The organism is Aestuariivivens sp. NBU2969, assembly GCF_019931125.1.
Classification (GTDB): Bacteria; Bacteroidota; Bacteroidia; order Flavobacteriales; family Flavobacteriaceae; genus Aestuariivivens; species Aestuariivivens marinum.
Window position 1 is genome coordinate 295,725 of the sequence record NZ_JAIOUU010000001.1, and the last position, 25,989, is coordinate 321,713.

Annotated in this window: 26 protein-coding genes; 15 read left to right on the forward strand and 11 right to left on the reverse strand. The window is 32.1% G+C overall.

The annotated features are described in order from the left end of the window. Positions 1 to 278: 278 nt before the first annotated feature. Positions 279 to 1,754, reverse strand: a complete 1,476-nt coding sequence (locus K7G79_RS01220) for a TonB-dependent receptor (RefSeq protein WP_223548376.1) — start codon at positions 1,752 to 1,754, stop codon at positions 279 to 281. A 93-nt stretch (positions 1,755 to 1,847) separates the two neighbouring features. On the opposite strand from K7G79_RS01220, the gene K7G79_RS01225 reads away from it, so the two are divergent. Together K7G79_RS01225 and K7G79_RS01230 are read left to right on the forward strand one after the other, a co-directional pair. Next, positions 1,848 to 2,609, forward strand: coding sequence for an MBL fold metallo-hydrolase (locus K7G79_RS01225; RefSeq protein WP_223548378.1), 762 nt, complete (start codon positions 1,848 to 1,850; stop codon positions 2,607 to 2,609). Positions 2,610 to 2,711: 102 nt separating this feature from the next. After that, complete coding sequence (locus K7G79_RS01230; RefSeq protein WP_223548380.1) at positions 2,712 to 3,122, forward strand: hydrolase; 411 nt, start codon at positions 2,712 to 2,714, stop codon at positions 3,120 to 3,122. Here K7G79_RS01230 and K7G79_RS01235 read toward each other — a convergent pair. Then, a complete protein-coding gene (locus K7G79_RS01235; RefSeq protein ID WP_223548381.1) occupies positions 3,119 to 3,487 on the reverse strand; it encodes a DNA topoisomerase IV in 369 nt (122 codons plus the stop codon). The genes K7G79_RS01230 and K7G79_RS01235 overlap by 4 nt on opposite strands. A 70-nt stretch (positions 3,488 to 3,557) precedes the next feature. Next, entirely contained in the window at positions 3,558 to 3,926 is a 369-nt protein-coding gene (locus K7G79_RS01240) for a helix-turn-helix transcriptional regulator (protein WP_223548383.1), read from the reverse strand. A 292-nt stretch (positions 3,927 to 4,218) separates the two neighbouring features. Here K7G79_RS01240 and K7G79_RS01245 point away from each other — a divergent pair, with 292 nt between their 5' ends. Both K7G79_RS01245 and K7G79_RS01250 read left to right on the forward strand, forming a co-directional pair. After that, the gene (locus K7G79_RS01245; protein WP_223548384.1) at positions 4,219 to 5,370 is read left to right on the forward strand and encodes a M14 family zinc carboxypeptidase; all 1,152 of its coding nucleotides are present in this window, start codon (positions 4,219 to 4,221) and stop codon (positions 5,368 to 5,370) included. A 70-nt stretch (positions 5,371 to 5,440) separates the two neighbouring features. Beyond that, positions 5,441 to 5,920: an Lrp/AsnC family transcriptional regulator gene (locus K7G79_RS01250; protein WP_223548386.1), complete on the forward strand. Its 480-nt coding sequence runs from the start codon at positions 5,441 to 5,443 to the stop codon at positions 5,918 to 5,920. 41 nt (positions 5,921 to 5,961) lie between these two features. Here K7G79_RS01250 and K7G79_RS01255 read toward each other — a convergent pair whose 3' ends face one another. Next, entirely contained in the window at positions 5,962 to 6,255 is a 294-nt protein-coding gene (locus tag K7G79_RS01255) for a hypothetical protein (RefSeq protein ID WP_223548387.1), read from the reverse strand. A gap of 120 nt (positions 6,256 to 6,375) precedes the next feature. Further along, on the reverse strand, positions 6,376 to 7,443 hold the full coding sequence (gene aroB, locus K7G79_RS01260; RefSeq protein WP_223548389.1) for a 3-dehydroquinate synthase: 1,068 nt from the start codon (positions 7,441 to 7,443) through the stop codon (positions 6,376 to 6,378). Between the two features lie 88 nt (positions 7,444 to 7,531). Between aroB and K7G79_RS01265 the strand changes: the two genes are divergently transcribed. Next, positions 7,532 to 8,716: a proline dehydrogenase family protein gene (locus tag K7G79_RS01265; RefSeq protein ID WP_223548390.1), complete on the forward strand. Its 1,185-nt coding sequence runs from the start codon at positions 7,532 to 7,534 to the stop codon at positions 8,714 to 8,716. Here K7G79_RS01265 and K7G79_RS01270 read toward each other — a convergent pair whose 3' ends face one another. Together K7G79_RS01270 and K7G79_RS01275 are read right to left on the reverse strand one after the other, a co-directional pair. Continuing rightward, positions 8,717 to 9,067, reverse strand: coding sequence for a hypothetical protein (locus K7G79_RS01270; RefSeq protein WP_223548391.1), 351 nt, complete (start codon positions 9,065 to 9,067; stop codon positions 8,717 to 8,719). Positions 9,068 to 9,105: 38 nt separating this feature from the next. Then, positions 9,106 to 10,305 carry an alanine dehydrogenase gene (locus K7G79_RS01275; protein WP_223548392.1) on the reverse strand — a complete coding sequence of 400 codons (1,200 nt, stop codon included), beginning with the start codon at positions 10,303 to 10,305 and terminating at the stop codon, positions 9,106 to 9,108. Positions 10,306 to 10,477: 172 nt separating this feature from the next. Here K7G79_RS01275 and K7G79_RS01280 point away from each other — a divergent pair, with 172 nt between their 5' ends. Next, complete coding sequence (locus tag K7G79_RS01280) at positions 10,478 to 12,895, forward strand: outer membrane beta-barrel protein (RefSeq protein WP_223548393.1); 2,418 nt, start codon at positions 10,478 to 10,480, stop codon at positions 12,893 to 12,895. A 4-nt stretch (positions 12,896 to 12,899) separates the two neighbouring features. Here the strand turns inward: K7G79_RS01280 and K7G79_RS01285 are convergent, their stop codons facing one another. The 4 genes from K7G79_RS01285 to K7G79_RS01300 form a co-directional block, all read right to left on the reverse strand. Next, entirely contained in the window at positions 12,900 to 13,406 is a 507-nt protein-coding gene (locus K7G79_RS01285) for a hypothetical protein (protein ID WP_223548394.1), read from the reverse strand. Further along, on the reverse strand, positions 13,384 to 13,527 hold the full coding sequence (locus tag K7G79_RS01290) for a hypothetical protein (protein WP_223548395.1): 144 nt from the start codon (positions 13,525 to 13,527) through the stop codon (positions 13,384 to 13,386). The genes K7G79_RS01285 and K7G79_RS01290 overlap by 23 nt, the downstream gene beginning before the upstream one ends. A 181-nt stretch (positions 13,528 to 13,708) precedes the next feature. Continuing rightward, complete coding sequence (gene tsaE / locus K7G79_RS01295; RefSeq protein WP_223548396.1) at positions 13,709 to 14,116, reverse strand: tRNA (adenosine(37)-N6)-threonylcarbamoyltransferase complex ATPase subunit type 1 TsaE; 408 nt, start codon at positions 14,114 to 14,116, stop codon at positions 13,709 to 13,711. Between the two features lie 93 nt (positions 14,117 to 14,209). Next, complete coding sequence (locus K7G79_RS01300) at positions 14,210 to 15,757, reverse strand: bifunctional response regulator/alkaline phosphatase family protein (RefSeq protein WP_223548397.1); 1,548 nt, start codon at positions 15,755 to 15,757, stop codon at positions 14,210 to 14,212. A 282-nt stretch (positions 15,758 to 16,039) separates the two neighbouring features. Here K7G79_RS01300 and K7G79_RS01310 point away from each other — a divergent pair, with 282 nt between their 5' ends. From K7G79_RS01310 to K7G79_RS01350, 9 genes are all read left to right on the forward strand, one after another. After that, positions 16,040 to 17,062, forward strand: a complete 1,023-nt coding sequence (locus tag K7G79_RS01310) for an HD domain-containing protein (RefSeq protein ID WP_223548398.1) — start codon at positions 16,040 to 16,042, stop codon at positions 17,060 to 17,062. A gap of 104 nt (positions 17,063 to 17,166) precedes the next feature. Continuing rightward, positions 17,167 to 18,195, forward strand: coding sequence for a UDP-3-O-(3-hydroxymyristoyl)glucosamine N-acyltransferase (lpxD, locus tag K7G79_RS01315; RefSeq protein ID WP_223548399.1), 1,029 nt, complete (start codon positions 17,167 to 17,169; stop codon positions 18,193 to 18,195). After that, on the forward strand, positions 18,182 to 19,588 hold the full coding sequence (locus K7G79_RS01320; RefSeq protein ID WP_223548401.1) for a bifunctional UDP-3-O-[3-hydroxymyristoyl] N-acetylglucosamine deacetylase/3-hydroxyacyl-ACP dehydratase: 1,407 nt from the start codon (positions 18,182 to 18,184) through the stop codon (positions 19,586 to 19,588). Before lpxD ends, K7G79_RS01320 begins: the two co-directional genes overlap by 14 nt. Positions 19,589 to 19,683: 95 nt before the next feature. After that, positions 19,684 to 20,469, forward strand: a complete 786-nt coding sequence (lpxA, locus tag K7G79_RS01325; RefSeq protein ID WP_223548402.1) for an acyl-ACP--UDP-N-acetylglucosamine O-acyltransferase — start codon at positions 19,684 to 19,686, stop codon at positions 20,467 to 20,469. 5 nt (positions 20,470 to 20,474) lie between these two features. Further along, entirely contained in the window at positions 20,475 to 21,041 is a 567-nt protein-coding gene (efp, locus tag K7G79_RS01330) for an elongation factor P (protein ID WP_223548404.1), read from the forward strand. A gap of 83 nt (positions 21,042 to 21,124) precedes the next feature. Further along, the gene (locus K7G79_RS01335; RefSeq protein ID WP_223548405.1) at positions 21,125 to 22,063 is read left to right on the forward strand and encodes a UDP-3-O-(3-hydroxymyristoyl)glucosamine N-acyltransferase; all 939 of its coding nucleotides are present in this window, start codon (positions 21,125 to 21,127) and stop codon (positions 22,061 to 22,063) included. A 70-nt stretch (positions 22,064 to 22,133) separates the two neighbouring features. Next, positions 22,134 to 23,006 (forward strand): succinate--CoA ligase subunit alpha, encoded by an 873-nt coding sequence (sucD, locus tag K7G79_RS01340; RefSeq protein ID WP_223548407.1) that lies wholly within the window; start codon positions 22,134 to 22,136, stop codon positions 23,004 to 23,006. A 116-nt stretch (positions 23,007 to 23,122) separates the two neighbouring features. Continuing rightward, positions 23,123 to 23,869 carry a 3-oxoacyl-[acyl-carrier-protein] reductase gene (gene fabG, locus K7G79_RS01345; RefSeq protein ID WP_223548408.1) on the forward strand — a complete coding sequence of 249 codons (747 nt, stop codon included), beginning with the start codon at positions 23,123 to 23,125 and terminating at the stop codon, positions 23,867 to 23,869. A gap of 76 nt (positions 23,870 to 23,945) precedes the next feature. Then, the gene (locus K7G79_RS01350; protein WP_223548410.1) at positions 23,946 to 25,979 is read left to right on the forward strand and encodes a VWA domain-containing protein; all 2,034 of its coding nucleotides are present in this window, start codon (positions 23,946 to 23,948) and stop codon (positions 25,977 to 25,979) included. Positions 25,980 to 25,989 lie beyond the last annotated feature (10 nt).

Sequence of the window (25,989 nt, forward strand, 5' to 3'; positions counted from 1 at the left end):
CAATCACAATCAAAGCAATTAAAGCTGACAATATCACTTTTTTCAAATTGTCAACTTTAATCTTTTCTCGGATTCTATTTTTAACGATATAAAGTTCCTTTTCAGATAATTTTGGGAAATAGTTATTAATGTTAGATTTATTATACTTTAATTTTTTCCAATTGAACTTCCCCGAAGCTTTTTCTTTACTTTTCTTCCTTCTATTTATTGTAGCTTTAAAATGTTCTAAACTACTATCCATATAAAATTAAAGAAAGAATAATATTTAACATAAGCTCTTAACTCTTTATTCGCTTTTTTATAGACAAAGGCTTTAATGGTTTTCGTGTATAACCAAACAAGCGGTAATCTTTTATTAGATCAGCAGTGCCTTCAGGAAGTTTATCTTCCCAACCCGTCTCACCATTTTCTATCATGCCAAGTATTTCTCTAGAGAAAATATTCATAATGCTTTCATCGTAATCTTCAATATCTACTACTTTGCCATTATATTTGAAAAATTTATATAATTCCTTCATTCTTGGGTAAACTTTTAAGTTGTTGCTATTTAAAAGTTCTCCTGTTTCCGGATCAAGCATAGGGTATAAGTAAACTTTTAAGTCCTTAAAGAAAAGTTTGCCAAACGCTTCGAGTATTCCACCGCTTAAATGACGATAATACTTCTCGTCAAAAATATCTACTAAATTACTAACCCCCATAGCAAGACCCATTCTAGCTTTTGTGTATTTAGAGAAGTATTCTACTACTTTGTAATACTCTTGGAAGTTAGATATCATAACCGATTGGCCTAGGGCGCAAAGTAGGTCGGCTCTATCCATAAAGTCCTGTTCATCAATTTCCCCATCAGTTTTAAGGTTGGATAAGGTGATTTCAAAAACCACTACAGTTTTATTTTTGTCAACCTTATTCTCTTGAATAAACATTTCGTAAGACTTCTCAAACATAGCCATATTCACCTTTGTCACAGGTCTAAAGCTACCACGAAGAGCTAAAATATTTTTCTTATAAAACACCTTTGCAGGTAAAACATTGTTACCGTCAGGACCAAACATTACAGCATCGGTCATACCATTTTTAACAAGTTGTAAGCTCATTAATCGATTATCTATATCATTAAAAACTGGACCAGAAAAATTAACTGTGTCAATCTCTAACTGATCTTTATCTAAATGATCGTATAAATAGCGAAGTAATTTTTTTGGCTCATTATATTTGTAATATGCACCATAAATTAGATTGGTTCCTAAAATACCAAGCGTCTCTTGTTGTAATCTAGCATCTGTTTCCTTAAAGCGAATGTGTAAAATAATCTCGTTATACTCACCTTTAGCTTCAATTTGATATTTTATTCCAACCCATCCATGTCCTTTATACTGTTTTGCAAAATCAATTGTTGCTACAGTATTGGCATAGGCAAAAAATATCTTGTTTGGATTCTTTTCCCGAGTCAATCTATTTTCAATCAAGTTAATTTCATGTGAAAGCATTTTGCGCAGACGGGTTTCGGTAACATATCTGCCATCGTCTTCGGCTCCATAAATAGCATCACTAAAATCTTTATCATAAGCAGACATCGCTTTAGCTATTGTTCCAGATGCACCTCCAGCTCTAAAGAAATGGCGACACGTTTCTTGTCCAGCACCAATTTCGGCAAATGTACCATAAATATTTTCGTTTAAATTAATACGAAGTGCTTTGGTTTTTAGCGAAGGAATGTTATCAAATTCCTTGTCGCCCTTAATGGTAATTTCCATACGATCTATTACTTATTTAGTCACTGCACAAAGGTATTAAATAACTATAGCAAACAAAAAAATAACCCTATTTTTGTGATAAAATTCGGAACTTTGAAAATTACATTTTTGGGCACGGGAACTTCACAGGGTATACCCATAATAGGGAGCGACCATCCTGTGTGTTTAAGTAACAACCCTAAAGATAAACGTCTACGCGTTTCTGTATTGATTGAGTGGGACGAATACAAATATGTAATTGACTGTGGTCCGGATTTTAGGCAACAAATGCTTCGGGAAAGCATTTCAAAGTTAGACGGAATAATATTTACCCACGAGCATTCGGACCATGTAGCTGGGTTGGATGATATTAGGGCTTTGTGTTATAAAAACGGATGTATGAGCATATATGCCCATGAACGTGTTATTAAATCTATAAAAAAACGGTTTGACTATATTTTTTACACAAAAAACAAGTATCCTGGAGCACCAGATGTGTTTGTAAATATTATTAAAAATAAACCTTTTATGCTCCCTAAAATGGAAGTTATACCAATAGATGGAGACCATTATTTTGTACAGGTTTTTGGTTTTCGTTTTAGGGATTTTGCCTATCTGACCGATATGAAAAAGGTTAATGCAAACGAAATTGAAAAGTTAAAAGGAGTAAAGGTGTTGGTGATTAACGCTTTAAGGATTACTCCACATATTTCCCATTTCAATTTAGAAGAAGCCCTTGATTTTATAAAGCAAGTACAACCCAAAAAAGCTTATTTAACCCATATAAGTCATTTAATGGGGTTTCATGATGAAGTAGAAAAGGAGTTGCCAGAAAATGTTTATTTAGCGTATGATGGTTTAAAATTAACGATATAATTAAGTATAGAGATGAAACAAAAGATTTTTATGTACCTATTTATTTTTTCAATATTACTAATATTGTTTCAATATGTTAACTCAAAGCGTGTATTTGAAGATATGAATAATAAACTCGAGAACTATCAATCAGCCAATATTAAGTATAAAGATTCTATACTTAGTCTAAGGGGTGAATTAATGAAATTATCGAATTTTGATATTGAAGGCAATGAGGATGCATTGGGGTATTTTGAAAACGATGGATACAATGCTTCTGTGCTTATTCCACATATAAAAGATGAATTATATAATCATAATGAATTTAAAGGTGAGCACCCATTGATTCCTTATGCTTCAAACGAAGGAAGGAGAATGCTTATTAACACGATAAAAATTCTTAATCACAGATGGATTATAGCCAATTTTTCTGATGGAGAGTATTGGGGGGAGATATTTTTAAAATATTGGGTGACCGAAGACAAAACAATCGAGTTTAATTTAGTGGAGTCTTTTTTATATCCTTTTGATTAATCTAATAGGTAAGCAATTCCCTTTTGTTTTTTTGGTTCACCTACATACGAATATTCAAAAGTATATGAGGAATCTGTGGTTGTGAGTATTTTTAAATGAATATCCTTGTACTCTGCCATGCTTTTAGGATTAATAGTCCTAAATACTACTTCGCAATCATTTATCCATCTAACCCTAGAAGAGTCTATTTGGTTATTATATAATTCAATTTGTAAAGAATCATCACGTTTAAACTCCGATTTATAAATTACTTCATCTATAGCTATTTCACTATAAAAGCGGCCAGTTTTATAGCTTTTGCAATTGCGTTCTAGTTTGTAGCACCCAATCATAAAAAACAAAAAGACATATAATAAAAATCTCATAAAACAAATTTTAACAAATTTATAGAATTTATAAAGAAGAAAAGGGTAATAAATGTTTGGAGTTTACAAGCTAATTTTTAAAATTTTTAAAAGTACCGTCTGTATAAAAAATAACAATGCGCTCGATATTTTTTGTAGATTGGCTTTTATCTTCTACATAAGAAGCTGTTTGTTTTGATATAACAGAAAAGTTTTGATTATTAGTCTCGCTATCTACCGGAAAAATCCCTTTGCCATTTAATAACCAATAGAGCTCTACTTCTGGGAATGACGATACAATTTTCAGAACAAACTCTAAGCTTGGTTTGTTTCTTTCGGAAAGAATATGTGAAATACTGGAGCGCTGTACGCCAATTTTTTCAGCAAAGGAAGAAGCAGATTCACTATAATAATCCATTATTTTTTGAAGTCTAATCGCAAATTCTTTACTGTTTACCATTGTAAATACTTTAATTAATATTTTACTATTACAAATGTAAACAATATAAGTGAATTATTTATAAATTTCAAGTGTCTTTATTATAATAAAATTAAATAAATACTTTAATATATATTGTTATAACAATTGATATACAGTATTTAACATAAAATATTAATTTATTTACTGTAAGCACTAAATATATATACAACTTGCGATTGATAATTGTTTACTAATGTAACGTAATATAGTTTAGATTATCGTTTACAAATGTAACACATGAATTGTTTACATTTGTGCAAACAATTAACAAATGGAGATAGAATTAATTAATGGTTTTTTTAATGTGTATAAAGAAAAAGCCCTCTCGCATCGTTATATAACCAATGGGCATATAGTGCCATTATTAAAAAAGTTTAGTTCGAATTTTAAGATTAAGACAATCGGAAGATCAGTCCTTAATGAACCTATTTATGCTCTAGAGGTTGGCCATGGCAAAAAGAGGTTATTAATTTGGTCTCAAATGCACGGTAACGAATCTTCAACCACTAAAGCAATTTTCGATCTTTTTAATACACTTATGTCTAATGAAAAAGTGGTTCAGAATATTCTTTCTGTCTGCACATTGTGTGTTATACCTATTTTAAATCCTGATGGTGCTGCGGCCTACACTAGGGTAAATGCAAACAATATAGACTTAAATAGAGATGCTCAAAGGCTTACGCAACCAGAGAGTTTGGTTTTAAAATCAGTCTTTGAAACTTTCAAACCTCATTTTTGTTATAATCTTCATGGCCAGCGAACCATTTTTAGTGCCGGACACACCAATAAACCTGCCACAGTATCCTTTTTAGCTCCAGCACAAGACAGTAAGTGTACAGTTACATCGAACCGTAAAATTGCAATGGAGATTATAGTCTCTATGAATACCATGCTCCAAAAGGAAATACCGGGTCAGGTTGGGGTGTATGATGATGCCTTTAATTTAAATTGTGTTGGGGATGCGTTCCAAAGCAAAAACATACCAACAATACTTTTTGAAGCTGGACATTACAAAAACGATTATGCTAGAGACGTAACCAGAAAATATATATACATAGCACTTTTCAGCTCTTTGCTTTATATATCTAATAACAATCCCGATGGAAGTATACATAGACCTTACTTTGATATCCCGGAAAATGAAAAGCTGTTTTTTGACATCGTTATTAGAAATGGTAGATTAAATAAGGATGGAATAAAAGCAGATATAGGTATTATGTATCAAGAAAGATTGGTTGATAATAAAGTGCTTTTCATTCCGAAAATTGAGAAAATAGAAGACTTATCAAAATTTTACGGACACAAAGAGTACTGTGCAAATGGCAGTTTGGTCTTGGCTGAAAACAATAAAGTATTAGAAGTTAATGACGAAAACGATTTCGTAATTATAAATAATGAAAAAATCGCATTATTAATGAAATAAAATGCATGATTTGTGCGTAATTATTAATAAAAATGTGTTAATTTTGCTTTTTATTTAACAATAATTAATTATGGGGAAAATAAAATTAGACGAAATCGACCATCAAATTCTTGACATGTTAATCGATAATACTAGGATTCCTTTTACCGATATTGCAAAGAAATTACTTATTTCTGCCGGAACAGTGCACGTTCGTGTTAAAAAAATGGAAGAAGCAGGTATTATTAGAGGTTCTTCTTTGACTTTGGATTACAAAAAATTGGGTTACTCTTTTATAGCTTATGTTGGTATTTTTTTAAATAATACATCTCAAACTAAGTTTGTTCTAGAGCGCATAAATGAAATCCCTTATGTTACTGTTGCTCATATAACTACAGGCAAGTTTAATATATTCTGTAAAATAAGAGCCCGCAGTACAGAGCATGCTAAGGAAGTGATTTTTAGATTAGATGATATAGAAGGTGTTTACAGAACTGAGACAATGATTTCTCTTGAAGAAAGTATAAATGATAAAAAGCGTTTGATGCATTCTATTTTTAACGACATGTAATCAAAACAAATATAAGGGCTCTGCTAATCAAAAGAGTCTTTTTATTCCTCTTCTTCAGAAATAATTTGGGATTCGACATCGATAACAACATGTCCTAAGTCATCGACTTCAAAGTTGTCATTGTCAAAATTAGTCATCGTATAATGCAGCTTACTATGTACTTTAACTAGGTATATGGTATCTTTTGTCTTTATTTCTACAGCTTCTATTGTTTGGTTGTGATGATCATCAAAAGTGATGATATCATCATCCCCATAACCATCAGGAAACTTTTCTGTTAGGGCCTTTAAAACCTCAGGTTTAAGTTTTTTATAATCAACAATTATACGTTTCATAAGCTACTATAATTACACATAAATATCAAAAATTGTTGTTTCAAGTTATAAGTGATCCTTTTTAGTTTTTTTGTGAAAAAGTTATAATTATAAATTTACAAAAAAAATTAATTTGAAAAGTTAAGCAGCGTAAAATTTAAAAGCATCAATTATTACATCCTCTGGAACCAAACAATCAATTATGGGTTTACCAATAGCCTCTAAAAGTACAAAGTTTATATTGCCATGCTCATTCTTCTTGTCATACTTCAGTAAATCAATTATGGCAGCATATTCTTCTTTGGAAATATCTACGTGCCCATAAAAAGATTTAAATAAAGCTTTGATATGTTTAGTATCATTTTCTGAAAATCCAACCAATTGAGTAGAAATATAAGAGGCCATTATCATGCCTATGGCAATGGCTTCGCCGTGAAGTAAATCAGGCTTGTTTGCATTGCTTAAAAAATATGATTCTATAGCGTGACCTATGGTATGGCCATAATTTAAAGTTTTTCTGAGATTCTGTTCAAAAGGATCTTTGTCGACTACATGTTTTTTAATTAAAACAGACTCATAAATTAAACCATCTAAATCTTCAAGTTTTAAGTTGGTTAGGTTGTTGAATTTATCCCAATAGCGCTTGTCGCTTATTAAACCATGCTTTAGCATTTCAGCTAACCCTGAGCGCATTTGATTCTGTGGAAGAGTATCTAAATACTTTGTGTCTATAATTATAATATCAGGAGAACTTATTACACCAATCTGATTTTTTAAATGCCCTAAGTCTACACCTGTTTTACCGCCTACTGAGGCGTCTACCATAGATAGCAGGGTGGTGGGAATATTAATATATTTAATTCCTCTTTTAAAGGTACATGCAACAAAGCCACCTAAATCAGTAACAACGCCTCCTCCGAGGTTAATCATTAAGCTTTTTCTATCTGCATCTAAATCAGAAAGACTATTCCATACTCCAGTACAAGTTTCTATAGTTTTATGTATTTCTCCTGCTTCTATTTCTATTATCTCGATAGCAATATTTGTTAGCAAATTTGAGAGAAATCTTGGCAAACAATGGGCATGGGTATTTTCGTCTACTAAAATGAAAATCTTTGAAAAATTCCCTTTCTTAATATAGTCATTTAAAGAAATATACCCTTGATTATCAAAATAAATTATAGAATTATTAGCCTTTATTGGATCCATGAAATGAGTCTTTTTTTGAGGTTGTGAAATTAAGGAGTTTTTATATAAAAATATAAAGAACTGTCATATATTTGTTTAAATATTTGAGATGATAACACATCCTATTTTCGAAAACACTAAAGTTGCTTTTGCTCTTAAAAGCGACGCTGAACTAGAACGTGCTTATTTTCTGTTCAAGATGATATCTATTCAACCTTTAGTTAAAATTGGTACTGCAGCAACTAATTTTGCTATTAAAGCCAGTTTGCCAGTTGAAGGATTAATTAGAGTTACGGTCTTTAATCATTTTTGTGGCGGAGTTAATGAAAAGGATTGTTTGCCGGTTATTGATAAAATGTATGAAAAGAGTGTAAGCTCTGTTTTGGATTATTCGGTTGAAGGAAAAGAGAGTGAATTTGAATTTGATGCAGCCTTAGAAAAAGTTTTAAAAATAATAGATTTTGCCAGAGAGCGAGAAGCAATGCCCTTTGCCGTGTTTAAGCCAACAGGGTTTGGACGGTTTTATTTATTTGAAAAGTTAGGGAAAGGAGAATCATTAACTGAAGCTGAATCTGAGGAATGGCAAAAAGTAGAACAGCGCTTTGATGCGGTATGTAGCAAAGCAAAAGAAAATGATATTTCGGTTTTAATTGATGCTGAAGAAAGTTGGATGCAGGATGCTTCAGATAATTTAGTAACTAAAATGATGCGTAAATATAATACAGAAAAAGCTGTTGTATTTAATACTTTACAAATGTATCGACATGATCGACTCCAATTCTTAAAAGAACAGCATGAACTGGCAAAGAGAGAAGGCTTTTATTTGGGGTATAAATTGGTTAGAGGCGCTTATATGGAAAAGGAAAATGAAAGAGCTGAAAAGTTAAACTACCCAACACCAATTTGTAAAAATAAGTTTGCAACTGACACCAATTTTGATAACGCTGTAAAATACATGTTCGAGCATTTAAATGATATGTATATGTTCGCAGGCACGCATAATGAAGATAGCTCTTATTTAATCATGCAACAAATGCATGAAAAGGCTATTGCTAATAATGATTCAAGAATATGGTTTGGACAGCTTTATGGTATGAGCGATCATATAAGCTTTAATTTGGCTAGCAAAGGTTATAATGTTGCTAAGTATATTCCTTTTGGACCTGTAAAGGATGTTATGCCCTATTTAATTAGGAGAGCGGAAGAAAATACTTCTGTTGCTGGACAAACAGGAAGAGAACTAAACCTTCTTACAAAGGAAAAAAAGCGTAGAAAGTTAGAAGAGGATATATAATTATTTTTGTAAATCAATAAGTTTTACTACACTGTCGCAGTTTTGTAGGGTTAAAGTGATTATATTGTTATTATAATTGCTTTCAATTACATATAAACCACACGGCTTTTTCCTAGCGTTACTTTTGGGAAAATTTATTTCACCTTTTTTTAGTATTTGTTTTACTAAAGTAGAATCATTAATTTTTATAGCTTCACTATAAACTATTTTTTTTGAATTTATATTTTTTAACACTCTAGCTTGAGGACCATAGCTGCAAGATGTCTTTTTTTTGTTGAAAAAAAAAGCCAAAATAATGAGTCCTATAGCAAAGCCACCAAGGTAATAGCCTATTCTTTGAATTAATTTCATTTATAAGATTATAAGTAAAAAGATAAAAAATACTACTTTTAAAATATTAGTAAATTAATGTCACTATATTTTAGATCAAACCATTCACCAACAGATTTGTTGGTCAAAATACCGTGGTAAAAATACAATCCATTTTTTAAACCTCTATCAAACCTGAGGGAATTTTCTATACCACCATCTTCAGCAATTTTTAAGAGATAAGGTGTAAAAATATTGCTGATTGAAATAGATGATGTTTTGGGATATCTTGCTGGAATATTAGGTACACAATAATGTATTACATCATGTTTCAAAAATGTTGGCTGTTTGTGTGTAGTTACCTCACTGGTTTCGAAACATCCCCCCATATCAATACTCACATCAATAATAACAGCACGCTTTTTCATGGTCTCTACCATTGCTTCAGTTACTGCAATAGGTGCTCTATTAGTGCCACGAAGTGCTCCAATAACGACATCGCAACGCTTTAGTGCTTTAGTTAAATTTTTAGGTTGCAAAGTAGAGGTGTAAAGTGATCTACCTAAATTGTTTTGTATACGTCTGAGCTTTGTTATGGAATTATCGAAAATTTTAACATTGGCTCCCAAACCCATACAGCTTCTGGCCGCATATTGCCCCACCGTACCAGCCCCTAAAATGACAACTTCAAGAGGAGGGACACCGCTTATATTGCCAAACATTAAACCGTTGCCTTCATTTCTATCAGATAATAACTCCGCAGCAATTAAAACAGAAGCCGTTCCAGCAATTTCGCTCAAAGACCTTACTGCTGGATAGGTGCCGTCTTCATCTCTAATGAATTCAAATGCTAGTGCTGTTATACGTTTGGAAGCTATAGCTTCAAAATACTTTTTAGTTTGTGTTTTAAGCTGGAGAGCCGAAATTAAAATAGTTTGTGGATTAATAAGTTCGATTTGTTCAAGTGTGGGGGGTTCAACTTTTAAAATCATTGGACATGAAAACACTTTGGTTTTATCCTTTGTGATTTCCGCACCAGCTTCACTATATTCCTTATCACTAAAACTAGCATTATCTCCAGCACCTGATTCTAAAAGTACCCTGTGCCCATTGTTTACTAGGGCAGATACAGCATCAGGAGTCAAACAGACACGACTTTCCTGATATGCAGTTTCTTTAGGAATACCTATGAATAATTCCCCTTTCCGCTTTAAAATCTCAAGTTTTTCCTCTTGTGGTAACAGCTGTTGCTTAGTAAACGGAGATAACGATTTTGACATTATATGTGACTAAAATTAAAATTGAAATTACAAATAAATTTTTAATGTAGCTTAGGATTATAAAGATTTTGTGCTTTTTATAACGATGTAGGAAATTAAACAAAAAGTCTTATGGCTTTACCCTTTATAGTTTTGAATTAATTATTTTATGTTTGTAGTACAAACCTATTTTATGCAGTTAAAGTTATTTGTCTTTGCTATATTATTTAGTATTTTTTGGGGAGAAGCCCAGGAACTACAGATAAAAGGTAGTGTTAAAGACTCAAATAATAATTATATAGCATTTGCAAACGTAGTTATAACTTCTTCATTAAACACAAACTTTTTGGAAGGCACTACTACTGATGAAACTGGTCGTTTTAAATTTAACCAATTAGTGTCAGGTATTTATAGTTTAGAGATTAGCTATCTAGGCTATAAGACTGAAAATGTTAGTCTGGAATTAAAAAAGGATACAACACTCCAAGCTATTGTTCTAAAAGAGGATCCTCATCAACTAGAAGGTGTCACTGTTATTGCTAAAAGACCTTCGGTAAAAAGATTAGTAGATCGATTGGTGTTTAATGTTGAAAACTCAACACTTTCTAATAACAATGTTTTGGATGTTTTAAAACATACTCCTGGGGTTATTGTTAGTGATGGTAAGATTACAGTAAAGCATTCAACACCTGTTATCTATATAAACAATAAAAGAATCCATTTATCGATAAATGAAGTCCAGCAGCTTTTGGAAGGTACAACAGCTACTAATTTAAAGTCTATTGAAGTGATTACCAATCCACCAGCAAAGTACGACGCAGAAGGCGGTGCGGTAATTAATATTGTTACCAGTAAAAATATTATTTCCGGCTACAATGGCAGTATTTTTGGCAACTATAAACAAGGTAGCGAGTATCCAAAATATTCGTTTGGAACGAGTCATTTTTTTAAGGGAGAAAAGTTAAGCACTTATATCAATTTTAGTGATAGCCCAAAAAAGGAATATAGAAATAATAATGAATTTATAAACTTTTTCAATAGCCAAGGAGAAAAGGCTACTAATTGGGAAACAGACTATAGAAGAATCCGTAAAACTTCGAACAAAAAGATTAATACCAATATAGATTACGAGATTGATGACCGGAACAGCTTGGGGTTTTCTACTAATTTGTTAATTGCGCCAAGAGAAAGTACAAAAACTTTAGTTAATTCTACGACTGAAGTTTTTGATGCTAATAAGGTCTTAGACTCGTCCTTTACAACAGACAATAGGTTGGTTGACGAAACCTTTAATCTGGCTTTTACACTAGATTATATTCACAAGTTTAAAAAAGAAGGTGAAAAACTATCGGTCAGCGCTCATCATACCAACTACGATTTTTCGAGTTTTCAAAACGTGGATACTGATTATTGGTTTCCTGATAATTCATTGATTAGGAATAACAGGTTTCAAACATTTTCCAGCCAGGTCATTAAATTATTTACAGGTCAATTAGATTATCACTTACCACTAAATGAAACCTGTGAATTTGAGGCAGGAACCAAAATATCAAATATCAACTCTGAAAGTATTCTAAATCAGTACATATTCAAAAACGGAAATAAAGAAGAGGATCAGGATAATTCGGATACTTTTTTATACGACGAGTTTAATTATGCCGCATATATGAGTTATTCCAAGGATTGGAGAGAATGGAGTTTAAAAACAGGGCTTAGGGCAGAATATACCAATATTAAGGGTAATTCTATGTCGACCAACCAAATCAACAATAATGATTATTTTAAAATCTTTCCGTCAATTTATCTTTTAAATAGAATAAATGAGAATAATGAGCTTTATTTTAACTACAAAAAACGTATTTATAGGCCACGATATAGTCAGCTAAACCCATTTAAATATTTTTTAAATGATAATGCTTTTATAACTGGAGATCCAAGTTTGAAACCTCAAATTGATGATACTTTTACTTTAGGCTATACTTTTTTTAAAGATTTTACTTTTGAAATATATTATAGGATTGAAAATGACCCCACATTAGAAATTGTTTTTCAGGATAATGAAGAAAACATATTAAAGTACAGTAATACCAATATTGATAAAAGTATTTCTTATGGGTTGGATTTTATGACTTATACCCAATTGACAAATAGATGGAATTTATACGTGCTTTCCTCCTTGTTTTATTATGAAAACCAGTTTTTTGCTATAGAAAGTAACAATCAATTATTTGCTGTAGACCAATGGTCCGTCTACGCCAACTTGATAAACTATATCACTTTGTTAAAAGACAAGAGTCTAGATTTGGAAGTATCCTATCTTTATATATCTCCATTGGTAGATGGGCCAACTAAAGTAGGGGTTAGGTCTGGATTGAATATAAATTTAAGGAAAACCTTTTGGAACAATAGGGCGTCTTTTAATATTGGTGTACAGGATGTTTTCAACACTCAAAATTTCGCAACCGCAACTAAATACTTAAATCAAGATATATCTTTTAGATCCAAAATGGAAAACAAGCTTTTAACCTTGGGTTTTAACTATAAATTTGGAAATTTTAGGTTAAAAGAAACTAAAAGGAATGTTGATTTGGAAGAGAGAGATAGGTTGTAGACCTCTAAAAATACTGCTTAATTTTATCCCAAAAGGATTTAGGTGAAATCTTGAATTCTTCTTCTAAATCTTCTAAAGACTTGTTAGCTTCGTTGATTTTATTAAAAATTCTTGCTCTGATTAAATATATGGAGGGGATAACTATAGCCATAACTGGTATCAAATAAATTAGTTGAAATTCATCTATATATCCTTGATCTTGATTTAACAATCCAAAAACTTGATATATATACATAATTATTGGAACAAGAAGTGCATGATACCACCAATGCTTACACGTGAAAAACCATATAAACAATAACATTAGTGGAATTGCTTTTCCTGTAAAAATCCACATAACCAGATTAGCATCTTCCCAATTTTTACTATCATACGTAAACAAAAAAGTGTTCCAGACTCTAGTTTCTGGAACACTTTCATGTAAAGAAAAAAGATAAGGTGTAATTGCTAAGATTGTAGCAATTACACTTCCCATCACCAAACTTTTTCTAGTTTGCTGCTGGCTTTTCAAAAGGTTTCTTATCGATTTTTGCTGTCTGTTGTCCATCCAAGTTATATTGAGTAGCTTGTTGAGCTAAAAACAACATACCTCCGAAGATAGCAAGTGCGATTACATACTTTCTTGTTTTCATAATAATAGGGATTAATTAATTAATTATCCCAAATGTAATCACTAACTATTCTTAAAATTTGGTCAAAATGTTAAAAAAATGTTAAAAACATCAATTTTCCATTTTTTGATTACGGTTAATCCGTAATCATTTAAAGCTGGGGCATAAGTTGTTGTTTATAAAGCTCAATACGATTTTAGGGTTAATAATTTAATTTTATAATTCTTTTGTTTTTTGATGTCATTTTTATCTTAATAGTATTAAATCCATCAGGTAAAATATCCTTAATTATATCTGGCCATTCAATAAATATCCAAGCGTCTGAATTTAGATAATCTTCAATTCCAAAATTATAAGCTTCCTCAATATCTTTAATTCTGTAAAAATCAAAATGATAAATTGTTTCATTATTTGATTTGTATTCATTTACGATTGAAAATGTAGGACTGCTTACTTCATCTTTACTTCCTAAAGCTTTTACTAAGGATTTTATCAATGTTGTTTTACCGCTGCCCATTTCACCTCGAAAAAGCAATACCTTAAAATTTGTAAGCTTTAACAGCTCATTAGCAACATTTTCAACCTGATTCAGGTCATAAACTATTTCCAATTTAAACTGAAATTTATATGCAATATTAGTAATAAAATTTAAAAAAACCTAAAAAAACATGTATTTCACCGGTAATATATGCTTTTTATAGATTTATTTAGGTTCAAAAACAACAAAAGGAATAATCATTTCTTCTAATGAAACACCACCGTGCTGGTATGTATTTTTGTAGTAACTCACGTAATGATTGTAATTGTTTGGATATGCAAAAAACAAATCGCCTTTTGCAAAAATATATGAGCTACTCATATTTATAGAAGGGAGATGAATGTTTTTAGGGTTCTTAGATTCAAATACATCTTTAGTGTCATAAGTTAGGCTTCTGCCTGTTTTATAGCGTAAATTTAAACTAGTATCTCGATCACCTATAACTTTAGAAGGATTTTTTACATTAATTGTTCCGTGGTCCGTAGTTAGTATTAGTTTAAAACCAATTTGTTGAGCTAACTGAATCATTTCAAGCAAGGGAGAGTTTTTAAACCAACTATGGGTTAACGACCTATAAGCCTTGTCATTTGACGCGAGTTCTTTTACAACCTCCATTTCGGTTTTAGAATGCGATAACATGTCAACAAAATTGTAAACCACAACGGTTAAATCATTGTTTTTAAGCGACATAAAGTTATCTACTAAGCGTTTTCCCGATTTTAAATTAGTTATTTTATAGTATTCATAATTTAAGTGATTTAAACCAAGGCGTTTCATTTGGGTTTGTAAAAATTCCGCTTCAAATAAATTTTTTCCACCTTCATCGGTATCGTTTTTCCAATAATTTGGAAATAATTTTTCCATATCTTCAGGCATTAACCCAGAAAAAATAGCATTTCTGGCATATTGGGTAGCTGTAGGTAAAATGCTATAGAAAGCCTCCTCCTTTTCTTTTTTGTAATAGTTGCCAATAATTGGCTCTAATGTTTTCCATTGATCATAGCGTAAGTTATCAATAACTATAAGAAGCGTCGGCTGTTCATTGCTGATTTCAGGGACGACACATTCTTTAAATAGTGTATGAGACATTATTGGTGAATCTTCATTGGATTGAAACCAACTTTCATAATTTTTATCAATAAACTTACCGAATTGTATGTTTGCTTCGGTTTTTTGAGACTCTAATATTTCAAACATGCTGGCATCTTCAATATCTTCCAATTGAATTTCCCAATAAATTAGCTTTTGATATAAATTTGCCCATGCATTATGTGAGTTTACCATGGCCATATCCATGGCGATTTTTCTAAATTCTTGTTGATAGTTTGAAGTCGTTTTTTCTGAGACCAATCTAGAATGATCTAAATTCTTTTTTAGACTTAACAATATTTGGTTTGGATTTACTGGCTTGATAAGATAATCTGCTATTTTATTACCAATAGCTTCCTCCATAATATATTCTTCTTCACTTTTGGTAATCATAACAACAGGAAGATTGGCTTGCTTTTCTTTAATCTCATTTAGCGTTTCTAAACCAGTAAGCCCAGGCATGTTTTCATCTAAGAAAACGATATCAAAATTTTGCTCATCAAGTATTTCAATAGCCTCTCTTCCGCTATTACACTTGGAAACTTTATAATTTTTTTGCTCCAAAAATAAAATATGGGGCTTTAATAAATCAATCTCATCATCCACCCAAAGTATATTTATCATATTATTTATATTTTAAATGTATCAGAAATTTCAAATAATCAATTTCTAATTAATTTATATTTGTAAACAGTTAATTTAAAAACTTAAAGTTTGAATAAACTTAAAATATTAAACGATCCAATTTACGGATTTATTACCATACCAAATTCGTTAATCTTTGATTTAATTCAGCACAAATACTTTCAACGGTTAAGGCGAATAACCCAAATGGGAATGTCTTATTTGGTGTATCCTGGTGCTCACCATACAAGGTTTCATCATGCTATTGGTTGTGTGCACCTCATGCAGAAAGCTGTTAATGTACTTCGTTTTAAGGGAGTTACAATATCTGAAGATGAGGAAGAAGGTTTGTATGTTGCAATTTTACTGCATGATATTGGTCATGGTCCTTTTTCACATGCTATGGAACATAGTATTGTAAATGGCATTTCACATGAAGGTATTTCCTTGATGTTTATGCAAGAGTTGAACGAAGAATTTAACTCAAATTTAACGCTTGCTATTCAAATATTCAAAGGCGAATACCCAAGGAAATTTATGTGCCAATTGGTTTCTGGACAGTTGGATATGGACAGATCAGATTATCTAAAACGGGATAGTTTTTATACAGGTGTTGCAGAAGGCAACATTAATAGTGAACGATTAATTACAATGTTAAATGTTGTAAATGATGAACTTGTTGTAGAAGAAAAAGGGATTTATAGTGTTGAAAAATTTTTGATTGCCAGACGGTTTATGTATTGGCAAGTATATTTACATAAAACAGGGTTGGTGGCGGAACAATTATTGATTCGGGTGTTAAAGCGAGCAAAGGAATTGACAAAAAAAGGGACAAGATTACCGTCTAGTAAAGCCTTAAAATTTTTCTTGGAGAATGATATCCTACATGAGGATTTTAACAGTTCAACTTTACAAGTTTTTGCACAATTAGATGATTTTGATGTTATTTCTGCAATGAAGGAATGGCAGGGCCATAATGATTTTGTTCTGAGTAAACTATGCAATATGATTATTAACAGAAACTTACTAAAAATTAAGATAAAAAATAAGCCAATTAAATTACCATCCTTGACTAAAGAAATAGAAATGTTTACCCAAACAAATCAAGTTTCGGAAGCTGAAGCTGAATATTTTGTTTTTACTGGAGAAGTTTCCAATCAAGCTTATGAGCCTAAAAACAAGAAGATCAATATTTTGTTTAAATCTGGTAAAATTCAAAACATTGATATGGTATCAGATCAACTTAATTTAAAACCACTATCTAAAACAGTAACTAAGTATTATATTTGCTATCCAAAAGAATAGATTGTTTATCCAATTACACTTCATCAATTAGAACAGGACGCAATACTTTGTTACATTTTTCATATTTTTGCGGAAATTAAATCAAAACCAACAAACTAAAACGTGTGAAATTTACAGCACAACAAATAGCAGAAATTTTAGAAGGAGATGTTGTAGGAAATGCTGAAGTTGAAGTTTCTAAACTTTCTAAAATAGAAGAGGGCACCGAAGGGTCTTTAACATTTCTAGCAAATCCGAAGTATACACAATACATTTATTCTACCAAAGCATCTATAGCTATCGTAAACAAAACATTCAAGCCAGAATATAATGTTGGCGCTACTCTTATAAAAGTAGACGATGCATATTCGGCATTTTCAAAGGTATTGGAGTATTACAACTTAGTAAAACTTAATAAAAGTGGTATTGAACAACCATCTTTTATTTCGGAAACTTCTAGTTATGGGGCCAATGTATACATTGGCGCATTTTCTTATATAGGGGATAATGTCATTTTAGGTGAAAACGTAAAAATTTACCCCAATGCATATATAGGAGATAATGTTACAGTTGGGGACAATACTATAATTTTTTCAGGTTCTAAAATTTATTCTGAATGTGTTATAGGAAGTCATTGTGTCATTAACTCTGGAGCTATAATTGGAGCGGATGGTTTTGGTTTTTCTCCAAATGAAAATGGTGAATATATAAAAGTTCCCCAAACAGGTAATGTTATTTTAGAAGATTTCGTAGACATTGGGGCTGCTACAACTATTGATAGAGCAACTTTAGGGTCTACTATTATAAGAAGAGGGGTCAAACTGGACAACCAAATTCAAATAGCGCATAATGTTGAAATTGGAAAAAATACTGTTATTGCAGCCCAAACAGGAATTGCTGGCTCCACTAAGATCGGTGAAAATTGCCAAATAGGAGGGCAGGTTGGAATAGTTGGGCACATTTCGATTGGTAATAATGTAAAGATTCAAGCACAATCGGGTATTATACGAAATGTAAAAGATAATGAGGTACTTCAGGGGTCTCCAGCACTAGGTTATAGTGACTATAACAAATCGTATGTTCATTTTAAAAACTTACCTAAGATTGTAAAAAATATTAATGATATAGATAAAAAATTGAATGGGAATAGTTAGTACGGAAACCAAACAAAAAACCATAAAAAAAGAAATTTCCTTAACAGGGGTAGGTTTACATACTGGAAAGGAGGTAACATTAACCTTTAAATCTGCTCCTGCGAATTCTGGTCTATCCTTTAAGCGCGTTGACTTAGAAGGTGCTCCAGTTATTGAAGCTAATGCTAGTTATGTAACTAATACGCAACGCGGTACATGTTTGGAGAAAAACGGTGTTACTATACAAACATCAGAGCATGTTTTGGCAGCACTAGTAGGTTTAGACATAGACAATGCTATTATTGAGCTTAATGAGTCCGAACCTCCTATCATGGATGGTTCTTCTAAGTTTTTTGTTGAAGCTTTGGAAAAAGCCGGTATAATAGAACTTGATGCTTTTAGGGAAGAGTTTGTAGTTACTGAAATAGTTTCATATACCGATGAAGATACAGGTAGCGAAATTTTAATCATGCCCGCCAAAGAATATCAAATAACTACTATGGTAGATTTTGGCACTAAAGTGTTGGGTACCCAAAATGCTACTCTAAATAACATTTCAGATTTTAAAAAAGACATTTCAAACTCTCGAACATTTAGTTTTTTGCATGAGATTGAAATGTTGCTGGAAAATGGGTTAATAAAAGGTGGCGACTTAAACAATGCCATTGTTTATGTAGACAAACCTCTATCCCCTGAAACTATGAACAAGTTAAGAGTGGCTTTTAAAAAAGACAATATTGCTGTTAAGCCTAACGGGATACTTGATAATTTAACTTTGCATCATCCTAATGAAGCTGCTCGACATAAATTATTAGATGTACTTGGTGATTTGGCATTAATAGGGACTCGTATAAGAGGCAAGGTTATAGCCAATAAACCAGGACATTTTGTAAATACCCAATTTGCAAAAAAACTGTCTAAGATTATTAAGAACGAAAGGCGCAATAATGTTCCAAATATAGATTTGAATCAAGCGCCCTTGATGGATGTCACACAAATTATGGCCATGTTGCCTCATAGACAACCTTTTTTATTAATTGATAAAGTTTTTGAGCTTACTGAAAACTATGTAACAGCGACTAAGAATGTCACTATGAACGAAGAGTTCTTCAAAGGACATTTTCCAGGAGCTCCGGTAATGCCTGGAGTACTGATTGTGGAAGCTATGGCTCAAACAGGTGGAATATTGGTGTTGAACACAGTACCTGATCCGGAAAATTATTTAACCTTTTTCATGAAAATGGATAATGTTAAATTCAAGCAAAAAGTAATGCCTGGTGATACTTTGATTTTTAAATGCTCTTTAATTACTCCAATTCGTAGGGGTATTTGCCACATGCAAGGTTATGCTTATGCTAATGGAAAATTGTGTGCTGAAGCAGAACTAATGGCTCAAATCACTAAAGTTAAATAAATTATGTAGCGAGTAATTTTAGAACTCACATGAATTTTATTGTCTAATATTCCAAGAGCACATTATTTACATATTTATTAAAATAAGACACAAAAATGAATCAACCTTTAGCATACGTACACCCTGGAGCAAAAATTGCAAAAAATGTAGTAATAGAACCCTTCACTACCATACATAATAATGTTAAAATAGGCGAGGGCACTTGGATTGGCAGTAATGTTACTATTATGGAAGGTGCTCGCATAGGTAAAAATTGTAATATTTTCCCTGGAGCTGTTATATCTGCTGTACCACAGGATCTAAAATATAACGATGAAGAAACTACTGTTGAAATAGGTGATAATGTAACTATACGTGAATGTGTTACCATAAATAGGGGAACTGCAGATCGTATGAAAACAGTTATTGGTAATAATTGCTTAATCATGGCTTATTGCCATATTGCCCATGACTGTATAGTGGGTAATAATTGTATTTTTTCCAATAACAGTACATTGGCAGGACACATTACTATTGGTGATTATGTGGTTTTGGCGGGTATGACGGCTGTTCATCAATTTTGTTCCATTGGTAATCACGCCTTTGTAACAGGTGGATCTTTAGTTAGAAAAGATGTTCCTCCTTATGTAAAAGCGGCAAGAGAACCATTGTCTTATGTAGGTATCAATTCTGTTGGACTGCGAAGAAGGGGGTTTACTTCGGAGAAGATAAGGGAAATACAGAATATCTTTAGAATACTTTATCAAAAAAACTACAATAACACACAAGCTTCAGAAATCATTGAAGCTGAAATGGAAGCCACTCCAGAGCGTGATGAAATTTTGCAATTCATTAAAAACTCTCATCGTGGTATTATGAAAGGATATTTTAAATCAAATTAATTATAATGGCAAGTACAAGTGATATTAGAAACGGGTTATGTATTAGATATAACCACGATATTTATAAAATTATAGAGTTTTTACATGTTAAGCCTGGCAAAGGGCCAGCTTTTGTAAGAACGAAATTAAAGAGTGTTACTACAGGAAAAGTTATTGACAACACGTTTTCGGCTGGTCATAAAATAGAAGATGTACGTGTTGAAACACATAAATTCCAATTTCTATATAATGATGGTGAATACTATCATTTTATGAATACTGAAGACTACACCCAAATTCAATTACAGGAGGCTGTATTGGACAGACCCGATTTAATGAAGGAAGGTGAAGTTGTAACAGTTTTAATAAATACAGAAGATAATATGCCTCTTTCTATTGAAATGCCAGCCAGTGTTATATTGGAAGTTACCCACACAGAACCTGGTGTAAAAGGAAATACAGCTACTAATGCCACTAAGCCGGCAACTGTTGAAACAGGAGCCGAGATAAATGTCCCTTTATTTATTAATGAAGGCGATAAAATTAGGATAGAAACCGAAAAAGGAACTTATAAAGAACGTATTAAAGAGTAAAATAAGTTTGCAGCTAATAGTATTGTCAATAGTTGCTAAGACTTTCAATATTACTAATACATACCGCTAATTACCTGCTTAATATGAAGTTTCCAAAGCAATATACCTTAAAAGAAATTGCCAGTCTAATTGACTGTGACTTTGTTGGTACTGAAGATTTTCCTGTTTTAGGAATGAATGAAATTCATGTGGTTGAACCAGGAGATATTGTGTTTGTTGATCACCCTAAGTATTATGATAAAGCATTAAATTCAAAAGCAACTACTGTTCTAATAAATAAAAATGTTCCTTGTCCAGAAGGCAAAGCTTTGCTAATTAGTGATGATCCATTTAGGGATTTTAATAAATTAACCCAGTTTTTTAAGCCCTTTCGGCAAACGAATAAATTAATTTCAGATTCAGCGATTATTGGTGAGGGTACGATTATTCAACCTAATTGCTTTATAGGTAATAATGTGATTATAGGCAATAATTGCGTTATTCATCCCAATGTCTGTATTTATGACGATACTATTATTGGTGACAATGTTATTATTCATGCGGGAACTGTTCTTGGAGCTAGTGCTTTTTACTACAAAAATCGTCCTGATGGTTTTGACCAACTATTATCTGGGGGTAGGGTGGTCATTAAAAACAATGTTCATATTGGTGCTTTATGTACAATAGATCGTGGAGTTACTGGCGACACAGTTATTGGTGAAGGTTCAAAATTGGATAACCAAATTCAAATTGGCCATGACACCTCTGTTGGTAGAAAATGTCTAATTGCATCACAGGTCGGCATTGCAGGTTGTGTTATTATTGAAGATGAAGTAACTATTTGGGGGCAAGTTGGTAGTACCAGCGCCATAACTATTGGGGAGAAAGCTGTAATATTGGCCCAGTCAGGCATAAGTAAATCTTTAGAAGGACATAAAACCTATTTTGGATATCCTGCCGAAGAATCAAGACTTAAGCTTAGAGAACTTGCCCTAATAAAAAAAATACCCGATATCATTCAACAATTAAAAAACAAAGTATAGACTTTATTTATACAGTGCAATACATTACTTTTGTCACACTTTTTTAAACGATTTAAAAAAAATTAAAAACATGAGTGTTTTAGTAAATAAAGATTCAAAAATAATAGTGCAAGGATTTACTGGTAGTGAAGGTACATTTCACGCTGGACAAATGATTGAATATGGAACCAATGTGGTTGGTGGTGTCACTCCAGGAAAAGGAGGTCAAATTCATTTGGATAAACCTGTGTTTAATACTGTAAAAGAAGCTGTAGATCAAGTTGGTGCCGATACGACCATTATTTTTGTGCCACCTGCATTTGCTGCTGATGCCATAATGGAAGCTGCTGATGCCGGTATTAAAGTTATTATAACCATTACAGAAGGTATTCCTGTTGCCGATATGATAATTGCCTCTAACTATATTAAAAACAAAGACTGTCGTTTGGTTGGTCCAAACTGCCCTGGTGTAATTACGCCTGAAGAAGCAAAAGTAGGAATCATGCCAGGTTTTGTGTTTAAAAAAGGAAAGGTAGGTATTGTGTCAAAATCTGGAACATTAACTTATGAAGCGGCCGATCAAGTAGTGAAGCAAGGACTGGGGATTACTACTGCTATTGGTATTGGTGGTGATCCTATTATTGGTACTACTACCAAAGATGCTGTAGAACTTCTTATTGGTGACCCAGAAACAGAAGCTGTTGTTATGATAGGTGAAATAGGTGGGCAATTAGAAGCAGATGCTGCTAATTGGTATAAAGAAAGTGGTAGTAAAAAACCAATTGTAGGTTTTATTGCTGGTGAAACAGCACCAGCTGGACGCACTATGGGACATGCAGGTGCTATTGTTGGAGGTAGTGATGATACTGCTCAAGCCAAAAAGAAAATTATGAGGGCATGTGGTATTCACGTTGTGGATTCACCTGCCGAAATAGGTAAAAAAGTAGCCGAGGTTATGGCTTAAAATATGATTTATTAATACTAAAGGCCTCACATTTTTTGTGAGGTTTTTTAGTATATAGTATTTTGTTATTAGTATATTTGAATTTCAACAATTTTATAAAAAATAAAGTTAGTGATATGAAATTATTAGAAGGGAAAACAGCTATCGTTACTGGAGCAAGTAGGGGTATAGGAAAGGGTATTGCCCAAGTTTTCGCAGACCAAGGAGCAAATGTGGTTTTTACTTATAGCTCATCGATTGAAGCTGCGAAAGCCTTGGAAGAAGAATTAAACGAGAAGGGAATCAAAGCTAAAGGCTATCAAAGTAATGCAGCTAGCTTTGAAGAAGCCCAAAAATTAGCTAATGATGTTGTTACTGAATTTGGAAGTATCGATATCTTAGTTAATAACGCAGGTATAACTAAGGATAATTTATTAATGCGTATTAGCGAAGAAGATTTTGATAAAGTTATTGAAGTAAACCTTAAATCGGTTTTCAATATGACCAAAGCAGTCCAGCGTACTATGTTAAAACAACGTAAGGGATCTATTATTAACATGAGTTCGGTTGTAGGGGTTAAAGGTAATGCAGGCCAAACCAATTATGCAGCTTCCAAGGCTGGTATCATAGGGTTTTCTAAATCTGTTGCCTTAGAATTAGGCTCTAGAAATATTAGAAGTAATGTCGTTGCTCCTGGTTTTATTGAAACTGAAATGACTGCAAAGTTAGACGAAAATGTAGTGAAGGGTTGGCGTGATGCTATTCCATTAAAACGTGGTGGTACACCTGAGGATATTGCTAATGTTTGTGTGTTCTTAGCTAGTGATATGAGCGCCTATATTACAGGGCAAACCCTTAATGTAGATGGTGGTATGCTAACTTAAAATTTGCAATTAAAGATTTACAATTTGACGATGAAGTTTTAATGTATGTAAAAATTGTAAATCGTAAATTTAAATAATGCAGACCGAAACCGTATTATATTTTATACTCGCTGGAATAGCTGCTTTATTTATAGCAGGATTTCAATATTACAAAAACGAAAAAAGTATGTCTAAGTTAAACATGCTTTTTTTGTTTTTAAGATTTCTTACTATTTTTTCAATTTTATTATTACTCATCAATCCTAAGTTTCACCAAGAAACCATTTCAATTGAAAAGCCTAATTTGATTATAGCTGTAGATAATTCAAATTCAATTGTTTATCTAAAACAGGAGGAAAAAGTTAGGGAATTAGTTCAAAGTATTATGGATAATGAGGCTTTAAAAAATAAGTTTAATATTGATGTTTACACCTTTGGAAAAGATTTTAGTGCTACAGACACTTTGACGTTTTCTGAAAAACAGACAAATATAAATGGTGCTATAAACCAGCTTTCCCAACTATATAAACAAACCACATCGCCTACATTACTTATTACAGATGGAAACCAAACTTATGGTAACGACTACGAGTTTTCATCTTCAAAATATAAACAACCTATTTATCCAATTATTTTGGGGGATACCACTGCCCACACCGATTTAAAAATCCAACAATTTAATGTAAATAGGTATGCCTTTTTAAAAAATCAATTTCCTGTTGAAGCCATTCTTGTTTATAATGGTTATGATAAGGTTCAATCAAAATTTGCAGTTAAAAAAGGAGATGTCGAAGTATATTCAAAAAATATTAGTTTTTCAAAAGACAATAATTCTAGTATAATTAACTTTACGCTACCAGCTTCAACTGTAGGGGTAAGTAGCTACCGAGCGACATTAACTCCAATTGAAAATGAAAAAAATAAAATAAACAATACAAAGCTTTTTGCGGTTGAAGTAATAGACCAAAAAACAAAAGTAGCCATTGTAAGTGCATTTTTGCATCCAGATTTGGGAGTTTTTAAAAAAAGTATTGAAATTAACGAACAATGGTCTGCAACGTTTTTAGATCCACAAAAAATATTGGATCAAATCGATGATTTTCAATTGGTTATTTTATATCAGCCAACCCATTCGTTTAAGGATTTGTACGAATTATTAGAAGAATCCAAAAAGAATAAATTCATTATCGTAGGCACTAAAACGAATTTAGATTTTTTAAATGAAGTGTCTAAAAATTACCAACACGACATTTCTGGTCAATTCGAGGATTATCAAACCAAATTAAATTTGAATTATTCACCCTTTTTGGTGGATGATATAAATTTTGAATCTTTTCCTCCTTTAAAATCCAATTATGGAACTATAAATTTTAGGGTTCCTTTCCAGACAATTTTAGCCAAAACTATAAATGGAAATATTACTATTGACCCATTGTTGGCCACCATTGAAGTCAATAATGAAAGAGAGGCCATTTTGTTAGGTGAAAATATTTGGAAATGGCGTGCCCAAAGTTTCATGAATACAAAATCATTCAGTGCTTTCGATGATTTTTTAGGGAAAGTGGTTCAATATTTGGCATCAACTAAGCAACGAAACCGATTGAATATTGAATATGAAACATTCTATAATGGCAATACCAACATTATTGTTAAAGCACAATACTTTGATAAGAATTATCAATTTGATGCCAGGCAATCGCTAAACATTACTGTTAAGGATGATATTTCGGGTGACACCAAGATACTTCCCTTTGTGATTAAAAATAACAATTACCAAGTGGACTTGAGTAGTTTGTCGCCTTCTAAATACAGTTTTACGGTAAGCCCATCAAATGAATCTATTTCACAATCTGGAAACTTTCAAATACTGGAATACAATGTAGAGCAACAATTCTTAAGTGCCAATGTAACAAAGTTGCAACGTTTGGCTACTAATAGCAATGGAATATCTTATTTTATAGATGAAACAACTAATTTGTATAGTGATCTATTAAATGATTCACGTTATTTGCCCGTTCAAAAGAGCCATAAAAATAGCTTACCTTTGATAGATTGGAAATACTTGCTTTTAATTATAGCCTTGTGCTTATCGGCTGAGTGGTTTTTAAGAAAATATAACGGATTAATTTAAAATAAATACA

What these genes read in the sequence shown, in the direction of transcription:
- K7G79_RS01220 (WP_223548376.1), bottom strand. Translation starts at nt 1,754, where the DNA reads ATGGAAATTACCATTAAGGGCGACAAGGAATTTGATAACATTCCTTCG.
- K7G79_RS01230 (WP_223548380.1), top strand. Translation starts at nt 2,712, where the DNA reads ATGAATAATAAACTCGAGAACTATCAATCAGCCAATATTAAGTATAAA.
- K7G79_RS01235 (WP_223548381.1), bottom strand. Translation starts at nt 3,487, where the DNA reads ATGAGATTTTTATTATATGTCTTTTTGTTTTTTATGATTGGGTGCTAC.
- K7G79_RS01240 (WP_223548383.1), bottom strand. Translation starts at nt 3,926, where the DNA reads ATGGTAAACAGTAAAGAATTTGCGATTAGACTTCAAAAAATAATGGAT.
- K7G79_RS01245 (WP_223548384.1), top strand. Translation starts at nt 4,219, where the DNA reads ATGGAGATAGAATTAATTAATGGTTTTTTTAATGTGTATAAAGAAAAA.
- K7G79_RS01250 (WP_223548386.1), top strand. Translation starts at nt 5,441, where the DNA reads ATGGGGAAAATAAAATTAGACGAAATCGACCATCAAATTCTTGACATG.
- K7G79_RS01255 (WP_223548387.1), bottom strand. Translation starts at nt 6,255, where the DNA reads ATGAAACGTATAATTGTTGATTATAAAAAACTTAAACCTGAGGTTTTA.
- aroB (WP_223548389.1), bottom strand. Translation starts at nt 7,443, where the DNA reads ATGGATCCAATAAAGGCTAATAATTCTATAATTTATTTTGATAATCAA.
- K7G79_RS01265 (WP_223548390.1), top strand. Translation starts at nt 7,532, where the DNA reads ATGATAACACATCCTATTTTCGAAAACACTAAAGTTGCTTTTGCTCTT.
- K7G79_RS01270 (WP_223548391.1), bottom strand. Translation starts at nt 9,067, where the DNA reads ATGAAATTAATTCAAAGAATAGGCTATTACCTTGGTGGCTTTGCTATA.
- K7G79_RS01275 (WP_223548392.1), bottom strand. Translation starts at nt 10,305, where the DNA reads ATGTCAAAATCGTTATCTCCGTTTACTAAGCAACAGCTGTTACCACAA.
- K7G79_RS01280 (WP_223548393.1), top strand. Translation starts at nt 10,478, where the DNA reads ATGCAGTTAAAGTTATTTGTCTTTGCTATATTATTTAGTATTTTTTGG.
- K7G79_RS01290 (WP_223548395.1), bottom strand. Translation starts at nt 13,527, where the DNA reads ATGAAAACAAGAAAGTATGTAATCGCACTTGCTATCTTCGGAGGTATG.
- K7G79_RS01300 (WP_223548397.1), bottom strand. Translation starts at nt 15,757, where the DNA reads ATGATAAATATACTTTGGGTGGATGATGAGATTGATTTATTAAAGCCC.
- K7G79_RS01310 (WP_223548398.1), top strand. Translation starts at nt 16,040, where the DNA reads ATGCAGAAAGCTGTTAATGTACTTCGTTTTAAGGGAGTTACAATATCT.
- K7G79_RS01320 (WP_223548401.1), top strand. Translation starts at nt 18,182, where the DNA reads ATGGGAATAGTTAGTACGGAAACCAAACAAAAAACCATAAAAAAAGAA.
- lpxA (WP_223548402.1), top strand. Translation starts at nt 19,684, where the DNA reads ATGAATCAACCTTTAGCATACGTACACCCTGGAGCAAAAATTGCAAAA.
- efp (WP_223548404.1), top strand. Translation starts at nt 20,475, where the DNA reads ATGGCAAGTACAAGTGATATTAGAAACGGGTTATGTATTAGATATAAC.
- K7G79_RS01335 (WP_223548405.1), top strand. Translation starts at nt 21,125, where the DNA reads ATGAAGTTTCCAAAGCAATATACCTTAAAAGAAATTGCCAGTCTAATT.
- sucD (WP_223548407.1), top strand. Translation starts at nt 22,134, where the DNA reads ATGAGTGTTTTAGTAAATAAAGATTCAAAAATAATAGTGCAAGGATTT.
- fabG (WP_223548408.1), top strand. Translation starts at nt 23,123, where the DNA reads ATGAAATTATTAGAAGGGAAAACAGCTATCGTTACTGGAGCAAGTAGG.
- K7G79_RS01350 (WP_223548410.1), top strand. Translation starts at nt 23,946, where the DNA reads ATGCAGACCGAAACCGTATTATATTTTATACTCGCTGGAATAGCTGCT.